The organism is Escherichia sp. R1 (assembly GCF_003000935.1).
GTDB classification, from domain to species: Bacteria; Pseudomonadota; Gammaproteobacteria; order Enterobacterales; family Enterobacteriaceae; genus Escherichia; species Escherichia coli.
Window position 1 is genome coordinate 23081 of sequence record NZ_PSRU01000004.1, and the last position, 20836, is coordinate 43916.

The following is a 20836-nucleotide window of genomic DNA, read 5'->3' on the forward strand; positions in this document are numbered from 1 at the left end:
TCAATTACTCGTTATCCGGGTTAAGACGACGACGACTAATAATACGCAGCAGACGCCACAGTACCCACGCCAGCAATATCACACTGATAGCCGCCAGCACCGCCAGCAGAATCGGATGGTTTGCCAGCGCATACCACAAGCGCTCGAACCACGGCAGATGACCTACGTAATAAACATCGCCAACACGTAGGCTGTTGATACCGGACTCGCGGATCACCGCGACCGAACCGAACATGGTGGCGCGTTTGCCGCTATCGTTCACCGCATCGTTAAGCATTTCATAACCGCGTGGGCTATCTGCCAGCAGCGCAATCACGCTGCGCTGGTCGTTATACGGCGACTGGAAACCAATCACCGCCGCCATCGCACCGGAAGAGGTCAGCGTTGACTGGGTTTCTGCCGCGCGATCGCTCTCGTCCGGCACAATACCGGGGAACGGGGTCTGGCGCATCGGCGTTTTCACCCAGCTTTCGGTAGCCTGCACCAACAGGTCGATCTGCTTATCGTCTTTCAGTTTGTCCGGGATACCACCGACGATCATGATGTCGGCATCTTTGCCCTGAATGGTGCTGCCATCATCGGTCACCGTCAGGTTAATCGCCGGGAAGCCCGTCTGCGCACCGATAAAGCCAACGGTATTCAGCAAGGTTTCCATCTGTGCTTCGTTTGGCGTTTTCGGCATCACGGTGATGGTTTGCGACAAATCCGCCATCCGGCTGAACGGGAAGCCCGCGTTAGCAAAGGCGCGTAGATCCGGCATCGGGATGAAGTGGTAATACTTCGAGAAGTCGATGGTGGAGTCGTCACCAATCACCACATGATTCTGCACCGGCTGGAAGGTAATGCAGTTATCCACCGAACCGCCCGGCATCGGGTTCATATACTCAAAGTCGAACCGCAGCTGGTTGGTCGCGCCCAGTTTCAGCGCCGGAATAGAGACATCCGTTTTGCCATCCAGCAAACCTTGTAATACCGGAATCCGCAGCAGCAGGCGGTTCGCCTCCTGTTTGCTGCTCAGGTTGAAGGATTGCAGGAACTGGTTATTCAGGCTGATATCCATCCGCGAACTGTCTTTCACCGGCGGCATGGTGTAGCGGTAATTAATATCCATATCAATGCCGGTACTGCGCATCAGGTAGAGATCCGGCGGCAGGTTTAGCGAAACGTTAATCGCTGCTGGCTCAAGACCGCTGGATTGTAATTGTTCTTCATAGGTTTTCAGTTCACCAAAGGTGACCGGACGATCGGTACGCACCCAGTTCGGCGCATCGTACGGTTTACGCGGTAGCAGCGGTTTCACTTCATTCACTACCACACTTTCACCACGGAACAGAATGTTACCCTGAGCGATACCTTTCGCTGCCTGCAACAAGTCTTTGTCGTCACGACCAAACACCACCAGCAGTTTGACGTAAGGATTCTGCGGATGGTTAATCATCTCAATCACCGGGGCTTTTACCGCCGGATGATCGCGCAGGAAGTCCGGGCGTTTGTCATTGGTGGCAAAGACAATGGCATTGCGATCCGGCAGTTGGTTATAGAGCACCGGGAAGTTCTGCCCACGCCAGCCAGAACGCGAACCAAACCACGAGGCGACAATGGCAGATGCTTGTTGCAGCTCAACATCCGGCGCACCCGCAAAGACCATCGGCAAGGTGTTGGTGCGGTTATCACGCGGGTCAAAGAATGGCACCGGGAAGTGTGACAGGTCATTCTTCACATTCAGGGTCTGATAGGTCAGATCCAGTCCACTGCTCCGCCCAACATCCAGCCAAAGCGTGGTGCTGGCCGGGTTTTCGCACACGTCCTGATAATGGCCGACAAACTCCAGCCGCACACGGTTGAAATCAGTAATAAACAGCGGGTTAATGGGCATTTGTGCCAGCGTTTTTTTACCCAACTGTTCTTTGGTCACTGGCAGCACGCCCATCAGTTCATCATTGAGATAAACCTTTAACTGCGACTGGACAGGCAGTAATGATGGCGATGGCGTGTATTCGAGGTTGAGCATCGCCTTCGTCACCACTTCATCGCTGCGCATACCAAACTCAATGCTGCCGTTCGGGTTAATGCCACGTAGCACCATGCTGCCCGGCGACGGCGCAATTTGCGCAAAGGTCAGCTTCACATCACGGGAAGGACCGTTCTGCGCCACGACTGGCGCATCTGCGCCCTGCACGCCCGGCATCACTTGCCCCACCTGCGGATTTTGCTCCGCCTGGGCGGCTACAGCTGGCTCAGCATTGATCAGTGGTTGCGTTGCTGGCGTCGCCTGCGTCATGAAAGAGGGGAACACACTCATCCCCAGAGCCACTGCACAAATCCAGAATATTTTTCTTTTCATCGCGTTATCATCATTGTTGAGCCAAAGCCTGATCCGATGGTTGTGCCGTTTCGCTCCGCTCCGGGCGGCGCGGAATAAACGATACAACCCAGGAAACCAGAGAAGTCAGCACACGGAATATGCCCTTCACCGAAGAAGGCGCAAATTCCGCCAGATGGCGGTAGCCACGGAAGCCGAGCTTCAGAATATCCAGCAGACTTTCCAGCGGCTTATCTTCCGGGTAGCTGTCCTGCCAGAGCGCCCATGTATCCGCACGGGCAAACGTACACTGCACAAAATCGATATGTTGCTGGGTAGTGAGCGGCATTAATTTCAGCCCAACTTCATTACCCATCACGCGCGCCACCTGAGCCGGGAAGACGTATTCCTGCTGACCGCGTTTAAGCAACAGATTCACTTTCTGCCCTTCCAGAATCTGCGCCTGACCGTTGATCTTGATCCCCAAACCACCGTCGGAGAAATCCTGAACGGTACACGAGAAGAGGTGACCATCTTCGCGGGCAATTGCTGCGGGCATCGTCATCTCCACGCGGTGCGATCGGCGTACCTGTTTGCTTTCTACCGATACTGCGACTGCGCCGCCGAGAATAATCAGGTTGTAGAATACCCACACCATACTGACGACCACGGTGAGCATCTCGGTTGGCGGACCATAGAAGTAGCGCCAGATCCCAACCGCTACGCCCACCTGGTTGAGCAGAACAAGGAAGATGTAGGGCCGCGAGATCACCCAGTCGACGTACTCTTCTTCCACCAGTCCACCTTTGGCGGTGACGTTAAATTTGCCTTTGTGCGGGTTAATCAGCGCCACCAGCGTCGGTGGTGCGATATACCACGCCAGCACTGTTTCGTAGATTTCACTCCAGAAAGAGTGGCGATATTTGCCCTGGATCTTCGAGTTAGTCAGGCTGGCATGGATCATATGCGGTAGCACAAACAGGGCGATCATCAACGCTGGCGCGTAGATGATGTAGGCATGAAACAGCAGGAACGCCAGCGGCGCAGTCAGGAAGATCAGCCGTGGAATGCCCGACAAGAAGTGGAACATGGCGTTGACATAGCACAGTCGCTGAGCAAACTTCAGCCCTTTACCGGTGAGCGGGTTATCGAGACGGAAGATTTGCACCATCCCGCGCGCCCAGCGAATACGCTGACCGATATGCGCCGAGAGACTTTCGGTCGCCAGCCCCGCTGCCTGCGGAATACGCATATACGCGGAGGTGTAGCCACGACGGTGCAGACGCAGAGAAGTGTGCGCATCTTCGGTTACCGTTTCGACAGCAATACCGCCAATCTCATCCAGCGGCTTACGGCGAATCACCGCACATGAGCCGCAGAAGAAAGTGGCATCCCACATATCATTGCCGTCCTGCACCAGACCATAGAACAGCGTGCCTTCGTTCGGTGTTTTACGGAAACGCCCCAGGTTGCGTTCAAACGGATCCGGCGAGAAGAAGTGGTGCGGCGTCTGCATCATCGCCAGCTGTTTCTCTTTCAGGAACCATCCCATGGTCATTTGCAGGAACGATCGCGTTGGTACGTGGTCGCAGTCGAATATCGACACGAACTCGCCTTTGGCATATTTCAGCGCATTGTTGATGTTGCCCGCTTTCGCATGTTCATGAGTGGTACGGGCGATATATTTCACCCCCACGTTTTGCGCAAACTGGCGAAACTCTTCCCTGCCGCCGTCATCGAGGATCCAGATGTTCAGCTTGTCTTTCGGCCAGTCGATACCCAGCGAAGCGTAAATGGTATTTTTCACCACGTTGAGATCTTCGTTGTAAGTCGGGACAAAGATATCCACCGACGGCCACAGCGACATATCTTTCGGCAATGGCACCGGCTAACGATTCAGAGGCCATACGACCTGGAAATAGCCGAGCACCAGCACAATCCACGCGTACGTTTCGGCGAACAGCAGAATAAGCCCGCACACCAGGCTGACCGGATCGTCCCAGTTTAACGTCGAGGTGTAACGCCACCAGATATAACGGCAAGAAACGGTCAGCGACAGCACAATCAGCATCAGCGCCGAGAAGCGCCCCGGCATCCGCCGTACGATCAGCGCTACCCCCCACAGCAGCATCAGGAAGATAAACTGCGCTAGCGGGTTAAACGGCTGAGTAACGCAGATTAACGCCAGAATCAGCGAGAAGGTGACGATGATACCAAGGATCAACCGCCGCGCCCCGGCACTCAAATGACCGAGCTCTTTTTTCTCATCAAGATGCTGTGTTTTATGGCTAACGCGCTCAGGCAGCTCGTTCATCCATTGATGGTAACGTCCACGAATATTTTGTAGACCTGAAAATGCCCGCCTGCGCGGTTTCGGCGTTTCTTTGCGCGATGCACCGATCAGTAACCAGCATGTTTGAATAAGATAACGGACCGGGTCCAGCGGACGCGGACGCGAGGCGTTGATATGCGGATACAGGTTTTTATGTTCTGCGCGAATACGCTGCCAGCGCGGGTGCTCCAGCGGAATAAAAATCCAGGCCAGGATCATCCAGAAACAGCCGAGCGTCGCGCTGAAAGCCGACGCGCCGTGACGACGATAATCGCGATAACGCCCAATAAGCCGTGCGTTGACCGGCGGGATAAGCAACCACCGGGTCAGGATACTCATGATGCACTCCCGACTGGCGTTTTCAGCCCGGAATAGTTCAACAGGCACCAGTTCGCCAGCGTCAGTATTTCTTCAGCCGCCAGCGCATCACTGCGAAATTCACCGACTGGTTGCTTAGCTGCCAGACATTCAGCCATCGCTTCATCACGATGAATGAGCATCGGCAGCAATCGGCGCTGGCTTTGCAACCAAAGCTGGTAAATATCGTCCTGAACCTGGCTGCCAATACGGAAGTCATTAATCAAAATATGTGCACCATCCGGCAGCGCTTGCTGATGCAGTCGGATATGGCAGTTGGCATCCACATTGACGATTGCCAGCGAGTGATCGCACAAACTCAGCAGCTGGTGGGTTATCTGCGAGGCATCACGCGGTAAGTCAATTAAAATCCACTGGTAACGCCCGCTGGCTTTTAGTTGCTGTAAGCCGGAGCAAATATCGCTCAGCCGGGTTTGCCAGTGCTGTGGATTTTCTTGTTCTTCAATGGATAACTGACCAAAAGGCAGCAAATCGAGCTGCGAGGTATAGCGCAACCCGGCGTCACGCCAGTCCTGGCCATCCAGCATAGCTCTTGCCCAACCCTGACGGTGGGTAAAATCAACGTTAAATGACAGGCGCAACAAGTTGTCCGGGCAGGCATCGACCACCAGGACATTTTCTCCCAACATTTGTAATGACCAGGCTAATGCGGCGGTGATGGTTGTTGTCCCCACGCCTCCCCGAACCCCCTGCAATCCCAGTACGGCCATTCACCAATCCCCTACTTTTGTTGCGCAAACTCTGCCAGCAACGGCCAGCGTTTTAATGCCGCGGCCAACTGTTCGCGTTGGGAAATATCGGCATAATCAATATCAGGCAGTGAAAATGCCTGCTTTAACGCCAAAATATCATTCTGGAAGATATAGCCTATCGCGGGATCAGGCAGAGTATCTGGTTCATTGTTATTCATTTTTCTTGATCCCTATGAAATAACCGTACCGTTCATGAGACAATTCTAACTGTGAGCATTTCGTCGGTTTATTGTTTACGGCGAGACGGGAATGTGCTCACTTTTTGACTTTCCGTTACGCAACAGAAAAAGTTAAAAACGAAAAGACTAAAATCACATGTCTTGTGACCTGCTAAATTGATTCACATGCTAAATCTGATAAGTTTTAATTTCAATGGTAGGTTTATTTCTTAGCTTTCGCTAGTAAACTGATAATCAGACAAAATGTTGACATGAGGGACATTGTGGACCCTGTATTCTCTATCGGTATCTCATCATTATGGGATGAGCTGCGACATATGCCAGCAGGCGGCGTCTGGTGGTTTAACGTCGATCGCCATGAAGATGCTATCAGTCTGGCGAATCAAACAATTGCATCCCAGGCTGAAACCGCACACGTCGCGGTCATTAGCATGGACAGCGATCCAGCGAAAATCTTTCAATTAGATGATTCTCAAGGGCCGGGAAAAATAACATTATTTTCAATGCTAAATCATGAAAAAGGTCTATACTATTTGGCCCGTGATTTGCAGTGTTCTATTGATCCCCATAATTACCTTTTTATTCTTGTTTGCGCAAATAACGCATGGCAAAACATTCCTGCCGAGCGGCTTCGCTCATGGTTGGATAAAATGAATAAATGGAGCCGGCTAAACCATTGTTCGCTTTTGGTAATTAATTCCGGAAATAATAACGATAAACAATTTTCATTGTTACTTGAGGAATACCGTTCACTTTTTGGTCTTGCCAGTTTGCGTTTTCAGGGCGACCAACATTTGCTGGATATTGCTTTCTGGTGCAACGAAAAAGGGGTCAGCGCCCGTCAGCAGCTTAGCGTTCAGCAACAAAATGGTTGCTGGACATTAGTTCAACACCAGGAGGCGGAAATCCAACCACGCAGCGACGAAAAACGCATTCTGAGTAATGTTGCTGTACTGGAAGGTGCGCCGCCGCTATCGGAACACTGGCAACTGTTCAACAATAACGAAGTCCTGTTCAATGAAGCCCGTACCGCTCAGGCGGCGACGGTGGTCTTTTCTTTACAGCAAAATGCGCAAATCGAGCCACTGGCCCGCAGCATTCATACTCTGCGTCGCCAGCGCGGTAGTGCGATGAAAATCCTCGTACGGGAAAATACCGCCAGCCTGCGCGCCACCGATGAACGTTTATTATTGGCCTGCGGTGCAAATATGGTTATCCCGTGGAATGCGCCACTCTCCCGCTGTCTGACGATGATCGAAAGCGTGCAAGGGCAGAAGTTTAGTCGCTATGTGCCGGAAGATATCACTACCTTGCTGTCAATGACCCAGCCGCTCAAACTGCGTGGTTTCCAGAAGTGGGATGTGTTCTGTAATGCCGTCAACAACATGATGAATAACCCTCTATTACCTGCCAACGGTAAAGGCGTTCTGGTTGCCCTACGTCCGGTACCGGGTATCCGCGTTGAGCAAGCCCTGACGCTATGTCGCCCTAACCGTACCGGCGATATCATGACCATTGGCGGTAATCGGCTGGTGCTGTTTCTCTCATTCTGTCGGATTAACGATCTGGATACCGCGTTGAATCATATTTTCCCATTGCCTACTGGCGACATTTTCTCAAACCGAATGGTCTGGTTTGAAGATGATCAAATCAGTGCCGAGCTGGTGCAGATGCGCCTGCTTGCCCCAGAACAATGGGGCATGCCGCTGCCTTTAGCGCAAAGTTCTAAACCGGTCATCAATGCCGAGCACGATGGTCGCCACTGGCGACGAATACCAGAACCAATGCGACTGTTAGATGATGCTGTGGAGCGCTCATCATGATGACCATCAGCGATATCATTGAAATTATTGTCGTTTGCGCACTGATATTTTTCCCGCTGGGCTATCTGGCGCGGCACTCTTTGCGACGCATTCGCGACACCTTACGTTTGTTCTTTGCTAAACCTCGTTATGTTAAACCGGCCGGGACGTTACGCCGCACGGAAAAAGCCAGGGCAACCAAAAAATGACTCAATTTACGCAAAATACCGCCATGCCTTCTTCCCTCTGGCAATACTGGCGCGGCCTTTCCGGCTGGAACTTCTATTTTCTGGTTAAGTTCGGCCTGTTGTGGGCGGGATATCTTAACTTCCATCCGCTCCTCAATCTGGTGTTTGCCGCGTTTCTGCTGATGCCCATTCCGCGCTACAGCCTGCATCGCTTGCGCCACTGGATTGCCCTGCCGATCGGCTTTGCTTTGTTCTGGCATGACACCTGGTTGCCTGGCCCGGAAAGCATAATGAGCCAGGGTTCGCAGGTGGCGGGGTTCAGTACCGATTATTTAATCGATCTTGTCACACGCTTTATTAACTGGCAGATGATTGGGGCCATTTTTGTTTTATTCGTGGCCTGGTTATTCCTGTCACAATGGATTCGCATTACCGTTTTTGTGGTTGCCATTCTGCTATGGCTGAACGTACTTACCCTGGCGGGACCAAGTTTCTCCTTGTGGCCAGCCGGTCAACCGACGACCACTGTAACAACGACGGGTGGTAACGCAGCGGCAACCGTTGCGGCGACGGGTGGCGCACCGGTAGTGGGTGATATACCCGCACAAACTGCACCGCCAACAACAGCAAACCTTAACGCCTGGCTGAATAATTTCTATAACGCGGAGGCGAAACGTAAATCGATCTTCCCGTCTTCGCTGCCCGCTGATGCTCAGCCATTTGAACTACTGGTGATTAATATCTGTTCGCTTTCCTGGTCGGATATTGAAGCCGCCGGATTGATGTCGCATCCACTGTGGTCGCATTTCGATATTGAGTTCAAGAACTTTAACTCCGCCACCTCCTACAGTGGCCCGGCGGCGATCCGTTTACTGCGCGCCAGCTGCGGGCAGACTTCGCACACTAATCTGTATCAACCGGCAAATAACGACTGCTATCTGTTTGATAACCTGTCGAAACTGGGCTTTACCCAGCACCTGATGATGGGACATAACGGCCAGTTCGGCGGTTTTTTGAAAGAAGTTCGCGAAAATGGCGGCATGCAGAGCGAATTGATGGATCAAACAAATCTGCCGGTTATTTTGCTGGGCTTTGATGGTTCGCCGGTTTATGACGATACCGCCGTGCTTAACCGTTGGCTGGACGTTACCGAAAAAGATAAAAACAGCCGTAGTGCCACGTTCTACAACACGCTTCCACTGCATGACGGCAACCATTATCCGGGCGTCAGCAAAACAGCGGATTACAAAGCGCGGGCGCAAAAATTCTTTGATGAACTGGACGCCTTCTTTACTGAACTGGAGAAATCGGGTCGTAAAGTGATGGTGGTCGTGGTGCCGGAACACGGCGGCGCGCTGAAGGGCGACAGAATGCAGGTATCTGGTCTACGTGATATCCCTAGCCCGTCTATCACAGACGTCCCCGTTGGGGTGAAATTCTTCGGCATGAAGGCACCACATCAGGGGGCTCCGATTGTCATCGACCAACCGAGCAGCTTCCTGGCTATCTCCGATCTGGTGGTTCGCGTTCTTGATGGCAAGATTTTCTCCGAAGACAATGTTGACTGGAAAAAACTCACCAGTGGGTTGCCACAAACAGCACCGGTCTCCGAGAACTCAAATGCAGTAGTTATTCAATACCAGGATAAACCGTACGTTCGCCTGAACGGCGGCGACTGGGTGCCTTACCCGCAATAAGAACGAAAAAGGCCGCAGAGTTTCACCCCTGCGGCCTGATCCGGACGCAAATTGCCATTACGGCAGCCTGACGCCCGCATGACACGTTACTTCCGCTTATTCAGCCAGTTCACGATCATACTGGCAAGAATGCCAGCAATGACCGGAGCCGCTAAATCATGCCAGAAGGCCATGCCCAGTTCTGCGAGCGTCATATAGCCGCCTGTGTTGTAATGACAACGTTTCGCGGCTATTCTTGAGTGGTCTAGGTTCAAGATTAGCCCCCGTGATATTGTCAGGTGCATACCTGCAACGTGCGGGGGTTTTCTCTCTCCAGCAACCAATGCCACCAGGGATAAAGCCCCCGCAACATTGCGCCTCACCGGAACCTTTCCGGCTTGCCGCTGATTTTACGATTGTTTTTTGCCGTCAGCACCCGGCAATCTTCCTCATTGCGTGATGCCTTCCAGCTTAATTTCTTTATTTGCAATAGTTGCAGCTCATATCCGGGCTGACTCCAGACTAGTAGTGAAATGCGCAATTTTGTAGAATTGCGCCTCCTCGCGACCTCCCCAGTGAATCTGTTGCCTCATTTTTTACATACTGCGTATTCGACTTCTCCACCTGTTGCGCAAGAGAAACTGGGGTTATTCATTTTTGCGAGGCCGACTTCTTTCTGGACAGGACTTTATGCAGCACAACACACTACCGAAACACGATCAGAAATTGCCGTTTACACGCTACGACTTCGGCTGGGTTTTATTATGCATAGGCATGGCGATTGGTGCCGGAACCGTGCTGATGCCAGTACAAATTGGCTTGAAGGGAATTTGGGTATTTATTACCGCAGCGATCATTGCTTATCCTGCCACCTGGGTAGTACAGGACATTTATTTAAAAACCCTTTCTGAAAGCGATTCCTGTAATGACTACACCGATATTATCAGTCATTACCTGGGGAAGAACTGGGGAATTTTCCTCGGGGTTATCTACTTTTTGATGATTATCCACGGGATTTTTATCTACTCTCTCTCCGTGGTTTTCGACAGCGCCTCGTACCTGAAAACCTTCGGTTTAACCGATGCCGATCTTTCTCAATCTCTATTTTATAAAGTCGCCATTTTCGCCGTACTGGTGGCGATTGCGTCTGGTGGTGAACGATTACTGTTTAAGATTTCCGGACCAATGGTGGTGGTCAAAGTGGGGATTATTGTCGTGTTCGGTTTTGCGATGATCCCGCACTGGAATTTCGCCAATATAACCGCCTTCCCGCAAGCCTCCGACTTTTTCCGCGATGTCCTGCTTACTATTCCATTTTGCTTCTTTTCCGCGGTATTTATTCAGGTACTTAACCCAATGAATATTGCCTATCGTAAACGGGAAGCGGATAAAGTACTGGCAACCCGGCTCGCGCTGCGTACCCACCGGATTAGCTATATCACGCTCATTGCGGTGATCTTGTTTTTTGCCTTTTCGTTTACCTTCTCAATTAGCCACGAAGAAGCCGTTTCTGCCTTTGAACAAAATATCTCGGCACTGGCACTGGCCGCGCAGGTGATCCCTGGGCATATCATTCATATCACCTCTACGGTACTGAATATCTTTGCCGTACTGACTGCATTCTTTGGCATTTATCTCGGTTTCCACGAGGCCATTAAAGGCATTATTCTCAATCTGTTAAGCCGAATTATTGATACCAGGAAAATTAACTCACTCGTGCTGACTCTGGCGATCTGCACTTTTATCGTCATTACGTTGACGATTTGGGTTTCGTTTCGTGTATCGGTACTGGTGTTCTTTCAGTTGGGAAGCCCGTTATATGGCATTGTGTCGTGCCTCATTCCGTTTTTCCTGATCTATAAAGTCTCACAACTGGAAAAACTTCGCGGGTTTAAAGCCTGGATGATTCTGCTGTACGGCATTTTGTTATGCTTGTCGCCACTGTTGAAGTTGATTGAGTAAACCGGAGCGCATGGCCCCGGTTTTGTGAGTTAACGCTGCGGATTTTCATCCTGATCAACGGCAAAACAGGCTACCAGTTGACCGCCGTAGTCTTTTAGCTGCGGCTGCAACTGGATGCAGGGGCCGAAGCGCCGACGACAGCGGGCGTTGAAGGCGCAGCCTGGCGGTGGATTCAGCGGGCTTGGCAGTTCACCGGTAAGTTTGATGCGTTCGCGACGATCGTCCGGGTTCAGGCGTGGTGTCGCGGAGAGCAATGCCTGAGTGTACGGGTGGCGCGGGTTATTGAAGATTTGGTCCTTCGTCCCCTTCTCCACGCAGCGGCCCAGGTACATCACCATCACTTCATCAGCAATGTGCTCCACCACCGACAGATCGTGCGAGATAAAGACATAAGATAGCCCCAGTTCCTGCTGCAAATCCATCATCAGATTCAGCACCTGCGCACGCACTGAGACGTCCAGCGCAGAAACCGGCTCATCGGCAATCACCACATCCGGGTCGAGCATCAGACCTCGGGCAATGGCGATACGCTGACGCTGACCGCCGGAGAACATATGCGGATAGCGGTCGTAATGCTCGGTTTTCAGGCCGACTTTCGCCATCATCGACAGGGCTTTTTCCTGACGCTGTTCTTTGCTTAAGCTGGTGTTGATCAGCAGCGGCTCTTCGAGAATCTGCCCAACTTTTTTACGCGGATTCAGCGAACCGTAAGGGTTCTGGAAGACAATCTGGATTTTCTGCCGACGTAGCTTCTGCGCCTGCGGATCGTGCTTGAGCAGATCCTGCCCCTGGTAATACAGTTCGCCGCCGGTGGGCGTTTCAATCATCGTCAGCAACCGACCGAGGGTCGATTTACCGCAGCCAGATTCACCTACTACTGCCAGCGTTTTGCCACGTTCAAGGTTAAACGAAACGCCATCCAGCGCCTTCACCAGACGTTCCGGCGCGAACATGCCTTTCTTCACCGGATAATGTTTTTTCAGGTCGATAGCCTGCAACAGCGGTTGTTGCGAGGTGGCCTCATGCGTACTCATAGTGTCGGCCTCCCGGCATCATCAAGTGGGTAATGGCATTTGGACTGACGCCCGTCAGCGAGCATATTCAGCGCCGGTTCTTCAGCACGGCATTTGTCAGTGGCGTAGGGGCAGCGCGGGTTAAGCAGGCAGCCGTTCGGGCGGTCGTACTTGCCGGGAACGACACCTGGCAACGACGCCAGACGTTCTTTGTCCTGAGCAAATTCCGGCAGCGCACGCAGCAATGCCTGAGTATACGGGTGACGCGGCGCCTGGAAGATAGCGTGCGCATCGCCCGTTTCTACTACCTGGCCTGCATACATCACGATGATTTTATGTGCCGCTTCCGCCACCAGCGCCAGGTCATGAGTGATCAACACCAGCGCCATGTTCTCTTTCTGCTGCAACTCCAGCAGCAGTTCGATGATTTGCGCCTGGATGGTCACGTCCAGCGCAGTGGTCGGTTCATCGGCAATCAGCAGTTTTGGTCGACAGGCAATCGCCATGGCGATCATCACGCGCTGGCTCATGCCGCCGGAAAGCTGATGCGGGTAAACATCCAGACGCGATGCCGGATCGGGAATACCGACCAGATTCAGCAGGTCAATCGCTCGCTGACGGCGGGTACTTTTGTTGCCGCCCTGATGCACCTTAATCGCTTCCATAATCTGGAAACCCACGGTGTAGCACGGGTTAAGGCTGGTCATCGGGTCCTGGAAGATCATTGCCACTTCGGCACCCACCAGGTTGCGGCGCTCTTTTTCTGAGATACGCTGCAAATCCTGACCGTTAAACTCCAGCTTTTCCGCCATTACGCGGCCCGGATAATCAATCAGCCCCATAATTGCCAGCGAACTGACCGATTTACCAGAGCCGGACTCACCCACAATCCCGACCACTTCACCCTGTTTTACGCTGTAGCTGATGCGGTCTACGGCGCGGAACGGTGCGCTTTCGTCGCCGAAATGCACCGATAATTTATCTACATTTAATAACGCCATCTCGAACCTCTTACTGCTTCAGTTTGGGATCGAGCGCGTCACGCAGACCGTCACCCATCAGGTTAAATGCCAGCACCGTCAGCAGGATCGCCAGACCCGGGAAGGTCACGACCCACCAGGCGCTTTGCGCGAACTGCAACACGTCAGAGAGCATGGTGCCCCACTCCGGCGTTGGCGGCTGCGCGCCCATGCCGAGGAAACCAAGAGCAGCCATATCGAGAATGGCGTTAGAGAAACCGAGCGACGCCTGAACAATCAGCGGCGCAAGGCAGTTCGGGAAGATGTTAATAAACATCTGGCGCATTGCCCCGGCACCCGCCACGCGAGACGCGGTGACGTAATCGCGGTTAACTTCCACCAGCACGGCGGCGCGGGTTAAGCGCACATAATGCGGCAGCGCAACGAAGGTTAGCGCCAGCGCGGCGTTACCAATCGACGGGCCGAAAATCGCCACCAGCACCAGTGCCAGCAGTAGACTTGGCAGCGCCAGCATGATATCGACCACGCGCATGATGATGTTATCGACCAGACCGCCAAAGTAACCAGCGATCAGGCCGAGAATAACGCCCATAATCAGCGATAACACCACTACCAGACAGCCAACCAGCAGCGACAAGCGCGCGCCGTACATCAGCCGCGACAGCACATCACGCCCCACGTCATCAGTGCCCAGCAAGTGCGCCATGCTGCCGCCTTCCTGCCAGGCTGGCGGGGCGAGCAGTGCATCGCGGAACTGTTCCGCTGGGTTATAGGGTGCAATCCAGTTGGCAAAGATCGCGATAAACAGCACGATGACGACGTAAACCAGCCCGACAACCGCGCCTTTGTTGCGTTTAAAATAGTGCCAGAACTCCTGTAACGGGGTCATCGGCACCGGTGCGCTAATCACTTTATTTTCAGTAACCTGTGACATGATGTCCCCTTACTTCTTATGACGAATACGCGGGTTCACCACGCCGTACAGCAGATCGACCAGCAGGTTGACGAGGATAATCATCGTCGCCACCAGCAATACGCCGCCCTGCACTACCGGATAATCGCGGCGTTGCAGTGCGTCAATCAACCAGCGCCCCAGACCGGGCCACGAGAAGATGGTTTCAGTCAGAATCGCCCCCGCCAGCAATGTTCCCACCTGCAGGCCGATAACGGTCACCACCGGCAGCATCGCGTTACGCAGCGCATGGACGATAATCACCCGCATCCGGGTAAGACCTTTGGCACGCGCGGTGCGGATATAATCTTCGCCCAGCACTTCCAGCATCGAGGAGCGCGTCATACGCACAATGACCGCCAGCGGGATGGTACCCAGCACAATGGCGGGCAGGATCATATGGGCGACGGCATCGATAAAGTTACCGTCTTCACCCCAGATGGCGGTGTCGATCAGCATAAAACCGGTTAACGGATTGGAATCATCGAGGAACACCATGTCGCTCACACGACCGGAGACAGGCGTCAGGTTCCAGTGCACCGAAACCAGCATGATCAGCATCATGCCCCACCAGAAAATTGGCATCGAGTAGCCGGTCAGCGCCAGGCCAACCGCTGTGTGATCGAAAATGGAACCACGTTTAACCGCAGCCAGCACACCAACCGGAATCCCGACTGCGGTCGCAAAAATCATCGCGCAGACGCCAAGTTCCAGCGTGGCCTGAAAGCGCGGCACGAACTCTTCCCATACCGGAATTCGGCTTTTCATGGAAATGCCTAAATCACCGTGCATTACGCCCCAAATGTAATGGAGATACTGCTGCCACATCGGTTTATCTAAGCCGAGTTCAGCCAGCAATTGCGCGTGACGCTCTGGGGAGATCCCACGTTCGCCCGCCATGATCATCACCGGATCGCCCGGGATCATGTGGACAAAGGCAAATGTGAAAAGGGTAATACCGATAAACGTGGGGATGACGAGTCCCAAACGTCGGAGAATAAACTGCAACATAACCCGGATTCTCTATAGTGACCCGCAGCCTGGAACTGCGTGTCTGTATTGCTCACAAATCAATTCCCGCCCTTGTGGAACAGGGAATGAAGTATTGCTGCCGGATGGCGCTGCACGCAGAGGCACAGCGCCACCGGGTATGCAGATTGTTGACAAAGAGCGCTTTGTTTATGCCGGATGCGGCGCAAACGCCTTATCCGACCTACAAAATCGTGCAAACTCAATACATTGCAGAGTTTTCGTAGGCCTGATAAGCGGAGCGCATCAGGCAGTTTTGCCTTTGCCATCAGTCTTGCATGGCTTTAATTATTCGATAGAGACATTTTCGAAGTGATGTTTGCCTAATGGATCAACCACATAGCCTTTAACTTCTTTGCGTACCGGTTCAAACACGGTGGAGTGAGCGATGATCAGTGCCGGAGCCTGATCGTGCATCACGACCTGTACTTGTTTGTACAGTTCAACACGTTTATTGTGGTCGTCGGTAGCACGCGCCGGTTGAATCAGATCTTCAAACGGTTTGTAGCACCATTTTGAGTAGTTGGAGCCTTGTTCAGAGGCGGCGCAGCTGAACAGGGTGGCGAAGAAGTTATCCGGATCCCCGTTATCGCCAGTCCAGCCCATCATTACCGTCTGATGCTCGCCATCTTTCGCACGCTTGAGGTACTCACCCCATTCGTAGGTGACGATTTTGGCCTGCACGCCCACTTTCGCCCAGTCTGCCTGAATCATCTCCGCCATGCGGCGAGCATTCGGGTTATACGGACGTTGTACCGGCATTGCCCACAGGTCGATGGAGAAACCTTTTTCCAGACCCGCTTCTTTCAGCAAGGCTTTCGCTTTTTCAGGATCGTAAGTGTAGTCCTGAACGTCGTCGTTATAGCCCCACATGGTTGGCGGGATCAGGTTTTTCGCTGATACGCCCGCGCCCTGATAAACCGCTTTGATGATGGCGTCTTTGTTCACCGCGTAGGTCAGAGCCTGGCGAACTTTCACGTCATCCAGTGGTTTTTTCTGCACGTTATACGAGAGATAACCGACGTTCAGCCCCGGCATTTCCATCAGGTTGATGGATTTATCCTGCTTCATGCGGGCGATATCTGCCGGGTTCGGGTACGGCATCACCTGGCATTCGTTCTTCTGCAATTTCGCGTAACGCACGGAAGCGTCAGGAGTAATAGAGAAGACCAGCGTATCGATCTTCGGTTTGGTGCCCCAGTAGCCATCAAACGCTTTATAGCGAATACGGGAATCTTTCTGGTACTGCTGTAACTGGAACGGGCCGGTACCGATTGGGTTGAGGTCCAGTTTTTCCGGTGTACCGGCTTTCATCATCGCGTCAGCATATTCTTTTGACAGAATAGAGGCGAAGTCCATTGCCAGGTCAGCGAGGAACGGCGCTTCCGGGCGAGTCAGCACAAACTGAACGGTGTTATCGTCCACCTTTTTCACTTCGCTGATCAGCTCTGGTAAGCCCATGCCTTCGAAGTATTCGTAGCTGCCGCCAGAGACTTTATGGTACGGGTTTTGCGCGTTTTTCTGACGATCGAACGAGAACACTACGTCATCGGCATTCAGTTCGCGCGTCGGTTTGAATTCTTTATTGTCGTGCCACTTCACACCTTTACGCAGATGGAAGGTATAGGTTTTACCGTCTTCGCTGACTTCCCACTTTTCAGCGAGGCCCGGGATCACTTCAGTGGTGCCGATTTTAAATTCAACCAGACGGTTATAAAGCGGTACGGAAGAGGCGTCATAGGTGGTGCCGGAGGTAAACAGCTGCGGGTTAAACCCTTCCGGAGATCCTTCTGAGCAATAAACCAGAGTTTTAGCCTGAACACTTGCTGCGACGGTCATAGCCACCAGGCTGAGACCAAGCTTCAGCATCCCTGACTTTTTCAAGGAAATACGCATTATTCTGCTCCAATTGTGATGTTTGTTGTTTTAACCCTTTGCAGTGGGTTGTCGCTGCCTGACCTTTTTTGTTTTTTGCCCGGTCGGGTCAACGTTATGAGGTGGGGATGCCGTACTAATTAACATCAGTGTAACAGTGCGGATCCTCCATAAAATGCCCCTCGTGACCTACAATCTGTCAACAGAATGTGAAAACGTCAATACAGCCAACCGGGATTTACACCAACGGTGAGAATCCACAAACAAAGATTAAAAAAACTTCAAACAGCTATTTGCAGCAGAGAAATTTGTGCTACGCCAACACAACCAGAACAATCAGCTTAATATTTAGCAACATTTGGTGATTAAGTTTTATGCATTTAATGAAAAAAATCTGAGGTAAAGGTGGATATCTGAGCGATTAATACCATGAACGCTAAAACGCACAGCGGAAAATGCCAGCGCCAGCCATAAGTAACGCAAAAAAAGATTTAAGCAAATATAAAAAAAGACAATGGTTTCTGTCACAAATCCGTTAATGGATAGTGAGATATGGGGCGCAAATTTGGCAGGGAAATGTGTGGTGTGTAGATCGGATAAGGCGGTCGCGCCGCATCCGACAATGGGCCGGTACATTTGCCTGATGCGACGCTGGCGCGTCTTATCAGGCCTACGTCGAGTCGAACCTCCCCGCCCCCGGAGGTTCTCTTCCTCATGAGCTACAGATGCAAAAAAGCCTGCTCGTTGAGCAGGCTTTTCGAATTTGGTCGGTGATAGAGGATTCGAACCTCCGACCCCTTCGTCCCGAACGAAGTGCGCTACCAGGCTGCGCCAATCACCGAATGCGGGGCGCATCTTACTGCGCAGATACGCCCTCGTCAATCCCTTAATAGCAAAATGCCTTTTGATCGGCGAGAAAGTCAGCAGGCCTAGTTAGCCGACGCCTCTTTTGCCTGCGGGATGTGACACCAGTTGTTGTTTTCGTTAATTCCACCATCCGGTGAAGTATAGCCAAGACAACCCATGATGGTGTCGTACAGCTCTACATGACGGCGTGGCACTTTCATGTCGGCTTCTTTTTTCAGCTGCGCAAATGCCTGCGCATTGACCGGATTTTCCAGATATTTATCCGACATCCAGACCATCATCGGCACACGGAACTGTTCCGGCGGTGCCAGTTCACGCGGCGTGCCGTGCAGGTGCTCGCGTTCATTAATTGACTCACCGTGGTCAGCTGCATAGAACACAATCGCTTTCTTATCGCGAACCTGATCAATCACGCTGGAAATAAAGTGATCCACATAGGTCACCGAGTTGTCGTATGAGTTGATCATCTGCGCTTTGGTACAGCCGCTATCAACACCAATACATTCCGGCTTCCACTGCGCAAAGCTGCGCGGGTAACGCTGGGTGTAGTTAAAGTGTGAGCCTTTGGTATGCAGAATGATCAGATGCTTACCATCCGGGTTGCGCCCCAGCGATTGCTGCATTTCGTCTACCAGCAACATATCATCTACCGGTTTGCCACGGTTACGTGGCTCCGCACCAATCTGCTCACGATAAGCAATGTTGTCCGCCATCGTATTGCTGTAGAACCACATTTCGCTTTGCATAGCGTAGAGATCAGAACTGAATCCTAACTGCTTCAATACCGCGAAAATGTTCTGTTCTTTTAATGTGCGCTGCGGATTATCTTCTGCTCCACCCTGACGTACAAACATGCAACGCAGTGAGAGTTTGGTTGCAGTATCACAGGAGTAACCACGGAACGCCGCCAGATTTTTCTCCTGAGCCAGCTTCGGTGTGGTATTGCGTTCATAGCCGAAAATGCCCATATGATCCCAGCGCGTGGTTTCACCAATAATGAAAACGACATATGTATCATCAACGTTTTGTGGAGCCTGGTACGTAAACTTCTTCGCAGGGTTAAGGAGAGAATTGTTATCGGAAGATTCATCGACCCGCGCCCAGGCATAAAGACCTAATGCCGAAAGCCAGTTTGATGGCAGATAAGAGTTCGCGACGACGCCGCCATAACTCGGCAAATCAACACCTGTCGCCCTCTCCACTTTCTTCTGCTGGATATCCAGCAAACGAATCGGTGCCCAAACCATAATACCTGCCAGTACGACGACCGCCAGGCTGCGAATACGTTGCCCTGGGGTTCGCAGTTGTCGGAGCAAGGTGTAACGACAGCGGTTATTCCAGATAAGGATAAGAGGCAACGCGCTTACGGCGATTAACCAGAGAATAAAGTTCAGACCAACAACTTCTTTTGACAGGTCGATATCGGTGGTCATGACGGATGCGATGATGCCATAACCAATGACTACATTAAGGAAGGTCATGTAATAGCTGGCACCTGCGGAAAAGAGCACCACCAGCGATGCCAGAATACGCCAGCTGCGGCGGCCAAACAGCGAAAGAAGACGCAGTAAAAAGAAGGTCACCAGTACGGTGGCGGCCAGTTCAACAACAGCAGAAATACCTTTCCAGACGGTAAAATCGTGCGCATAGCTGCCGAAGCGGCGGTAAAAAACCGCGCCATTCATAAAAAGGCCAATATAGATTGCAAGCAAAAAGCTCAGCTTCTGCTGTGTAATCGATTTGATGTATCTCATGCAAACAAACCCTGGGGTAAAGGGGAAAAAATATCCAGCACTCCGTTTTTACAGTGGGAGTATCAGGATAAAATGCCGGAGTAGTGAACGCTATCCTCTGCTCATGTCGTTAAGTAGACCACAGAGAGAAGGAAAAGTGGCAATGAAGTGAGTTTTAGCTACAGATATTTACAAAAAGCAAGTCAGAATGCAGACCAATAATTAACTGTTCTTGTAAAAAAGAGGAGTAATCTCCTCTTTTTCTGCCAAAAGTCCGAAACTGGTTACTCATACTCCACGGAGAAATTGACCATGGCATTTGCATGTCCAGACGTTGCATTGGCGTTTACAACGACATAACTCGCTTTGTAGTTCAGTTGGGTTGTTGTTCCATTTACTGGCCACTCTATCGCCGTTCCACCAGCGACTTTCGGAATCTGTTTTGTGCCCTTGCCGTCAACAATTTGCAGGGCTATTCCCGTTGCGCCTCCGGCATCCAGAGCAAAAAGAGAGTTATCATTGGTGTCAGGAAGGCCGTCCATTGTTACTTTAGCTTTTGATATTCCGTCACAATCTTTTAATTCGATTACGAAATTTTTTTCGTTTATGACTCTTCCGACCGTGACTGGCTTCATTAACATCATTTTCCCCATGACAACTTCTAAATCAGCGGCTTCAAACTCACACCCTTTGGCCACGACTGAAAGAGAAAACGTCAGTTTTCCTGCTTCACCGAGGCTTATTTTAGCTTCAGCGCCGGGAAAATATGCCAGAGCTAAAAAGGGTAACAGGCAACGTATACTATTTCTCCACATG

At 51.9% G+C, this 20836-nt stretch carries 15 protein-coding genes, 1 tRNA gene and 1 pseudogene; 4 read left to right on the forward strand and 13 right to left on the reverse strand.

The window, feature by feature from the left end; all coding sequences use genetic code 11:
• Positions 1–4: 4 nt before the first annotated feature.
• The 4 genes and pseudogenes from bcsB to bcsR form a co-directional block, all read right to left on the reverse strand.
• Positions 5–2344, reverse strand: a complete 2340-nt coding sequence (bcsB, locus tag C4F37_RS06135; protein ID WP_024193511.1) for a cellulose biosynthesis cyclic di-GMP-binding regulatory protein BcsB — start codon at positions 2342–2344, stop codon at positions 5–7.
• Between the two features lie 10 nt (positions 2345–2354).
• Positions 2355–4973, reverse strand: a pseudogene (bcsA, locus tag C4F37_RS06140) (UDP-forming cellulose synthase catalytic subunit).
• Complete coding sequence (bcsQ, locus tag C4F37_RS06145) at positions 4970–5722, reverse strand: cellulose biosynthesis protein BcsQ (protein ID WP_000279525.1); 753 nt, start codon at positions 5720–5722, stop codon at positions 4970–4972. Before bcsQ ends, bcsA begins: the two are co-directional and overlap by 4 nt.
• An 11-nt stretch (positions 5723–5733) precedes the next feature.
• Entirely contained in the window at positions 5734–5922 is a 189-nt protein-coding gene (gene bcsR, locus C4F37_RS06150; RefSeq protein ID WP_001063314.1) for a cellulose biosynthesis protein BcsR, read from the reverse strand.
• 272 nt (positions 5923–6194) lie between these two features.
• On the opposite strand from bcsR, the gene bcsE reads away from it, so the two are divergent.
• The 3 genes from bcsE to bcsG are packed head-to-tail and all read left to right on the forward strand — an operon-like array spanning position 6195 to position 9630.
• Positions 6195–7766: a cellulose biosynthesis c-di-GMP-binding protein BcsE gene (bcsE, locus tag C4F37_RS06155; protein ID WP_074159041.1), complete on the forward strand. Its 1572-nt coding sequence runs from the start codon at positions 6195–6197 to the stop codon at positions 7764–7766.
• Positions 7763–7954: a cellulose biosynthesis protein BcsF gene (bcsF, locus tag C4F37_RS06160; RefSeq protein WP_000988308.1), complete on the forward strand. Its 192-nt coding sequence runs from the start codon at positions 7763–7765 to the stop codon at positions 7952–7954. The genes bcsE and bcsF overlap by 4 nt, the downstream gene beginning before the upstream one ends.
• Complete coding sequence (bcsG, locus tag C4F37_RS06165) at positions 7951–9630, forward strand: cellulose biosynthesis protein BcsG (RefSeq protein ID WP_000191567.1); 1680 nt, start codon at positions 7951–7953, stop codon at positions 9628–9630. Before bcsF ends, bcsG begins: the two co-directional genes overlap by 4 nt.
• An 86-nt stretch (positions 9631–9716) precedes the next feature.
• On the opposite strand, the gene C4F37_RS06170 is transcribed toward bcsG, so the two are convergent.
• Positions 9717–9824: a type I toxin-antitoxin system toxin Ldr family protein gene (locus C4F37_RS06170; protein WP_001295224.1), complete on the reverse strand. Its 108-nt coding sequence runs from the start codon at positions 9822–9824 to the stop codon at positions 9717–9719.
• Between the two features lie 475 nt (positions 9825–10299).
• Here C4F37_RS06170 and C4F37_RS06185 point away from each other — a divergent pair, with 475 nt between their 5' ends.
• A complete protein-coding gene (locus C4F37_RS06185; RefSeq protein ID WP_001298005.1) occupies positions 10300–11571 on the forward strand; it encodes an aromatic amino acid transport family protein in 1272 nt (423 codons plus the stop codon).
• A 29-nt stretch (positions 11572–11600) separates the two neighbouring features.
• Here C4F37_RS06185 and dppF read toward each other — a convergent pair whose 3' ends face one another.
• The 8 genes from dppF to lpfE form a co-directional block, all read right to left on the reverse strand.
• Positions 11601–12605 carry a dipeptide ABC transporter ATP-binding subunit DppF gene (gene dppF, locus C4F37_RS06190; RefSeq protein ID WP_000103577.1) on the reverse strand — a complete coding sequence of 335 codons (1005 nt, stop codon included), beginning with the start codon at positions 12603–12605 and terminating at the stop codon, positions 11601–11603.
• Positions 12602–13585 carry a dipeptide ABC transporter ATP-binding protein gene (dppD, locus tag C4F37_RS06195; RefSeq protein WP_001540025.1) on the reverse strand — a complete coding sequence of 328 codons (984 nt, stop codon included), beginning with the start codon at positions 13583–13585 and terminating at the stop codon, positions 12602–12604. The genes dppF and dppD overlap by 4 nt, the downstream gene beginning before the upstream one ends.
• A gap of 10 nt (positions 13586–13595) precedes the next feature.
• The gene (gene dppC / locus C4F37_RS06200) at positions 13596–14498 is read right to left on the reverse strand and encodes a dipeptide ABC transporter permease DppC (protein ID WP_000084677.1); all 903 of its coding nucleotides are present in this window, start codon (positions 14496–14498) and stop codon (positions 13596–13598) included.
• A 9-nt stretch (positions 14499–14507) separates the two neighbouring features.
• Positions 14508–15527, reverse strand: coding sequence for a dipeptide ABC transporter permease DppB (gene dppB, locus C4F37_RS06205; protein WP_001540029.1), 1020 nt, complete (start codon positions 15525–15527; stop codon positions 14508–14510).
• Positions 15528–15833: 306 nt separating this feature from the next.
• Entirely contained in the window at positions 15834–17441 is a 1608-nt protein-coding gene (dppA, locus tag C4F37_RS06215; RefSeq protein ID WP_001774075.1) for a dipeptide ABC transporter substrate-binding protein DppA, read from the reverse strand.
• 743 nt (positions 17442–18184) lie between these two features.
• Positions 18185–18261: transfer RNA gene (locus tag C4F37_RS06220), tRNA-Pro, on the reverse strand.
• A gap of 88 nt (positions 18262–18349) precedes the next feature.
• On the reverse strand, positions 18350–20041 hold the full coding sequence (gene eptB, locus C4F37_RS06225; protein ID WP_001269201.1) for a kdo(2)-lipid A phosphoethanolamine 7''-transferase: 1692 nt from the start codon (positions 20039–20041) through the stop codon (positions 18350–18352).
• Between the two features lie 263 nt (positions 20042–20304).
• The gene (gene lpfE, locus C4F37_RS06230; RefSeq protein WP_000269272.1) at positions 20305–20835 is read right to left on the reverse strand and encodes a long polar fimbrial protein LpfE; all 531 of its coding nucleotides are present in this window, start codon (positions 20833–20835) and stop codon (positions 20305–20307) included.
• Position 20836 lies beyond the last annotated feature (1 nt).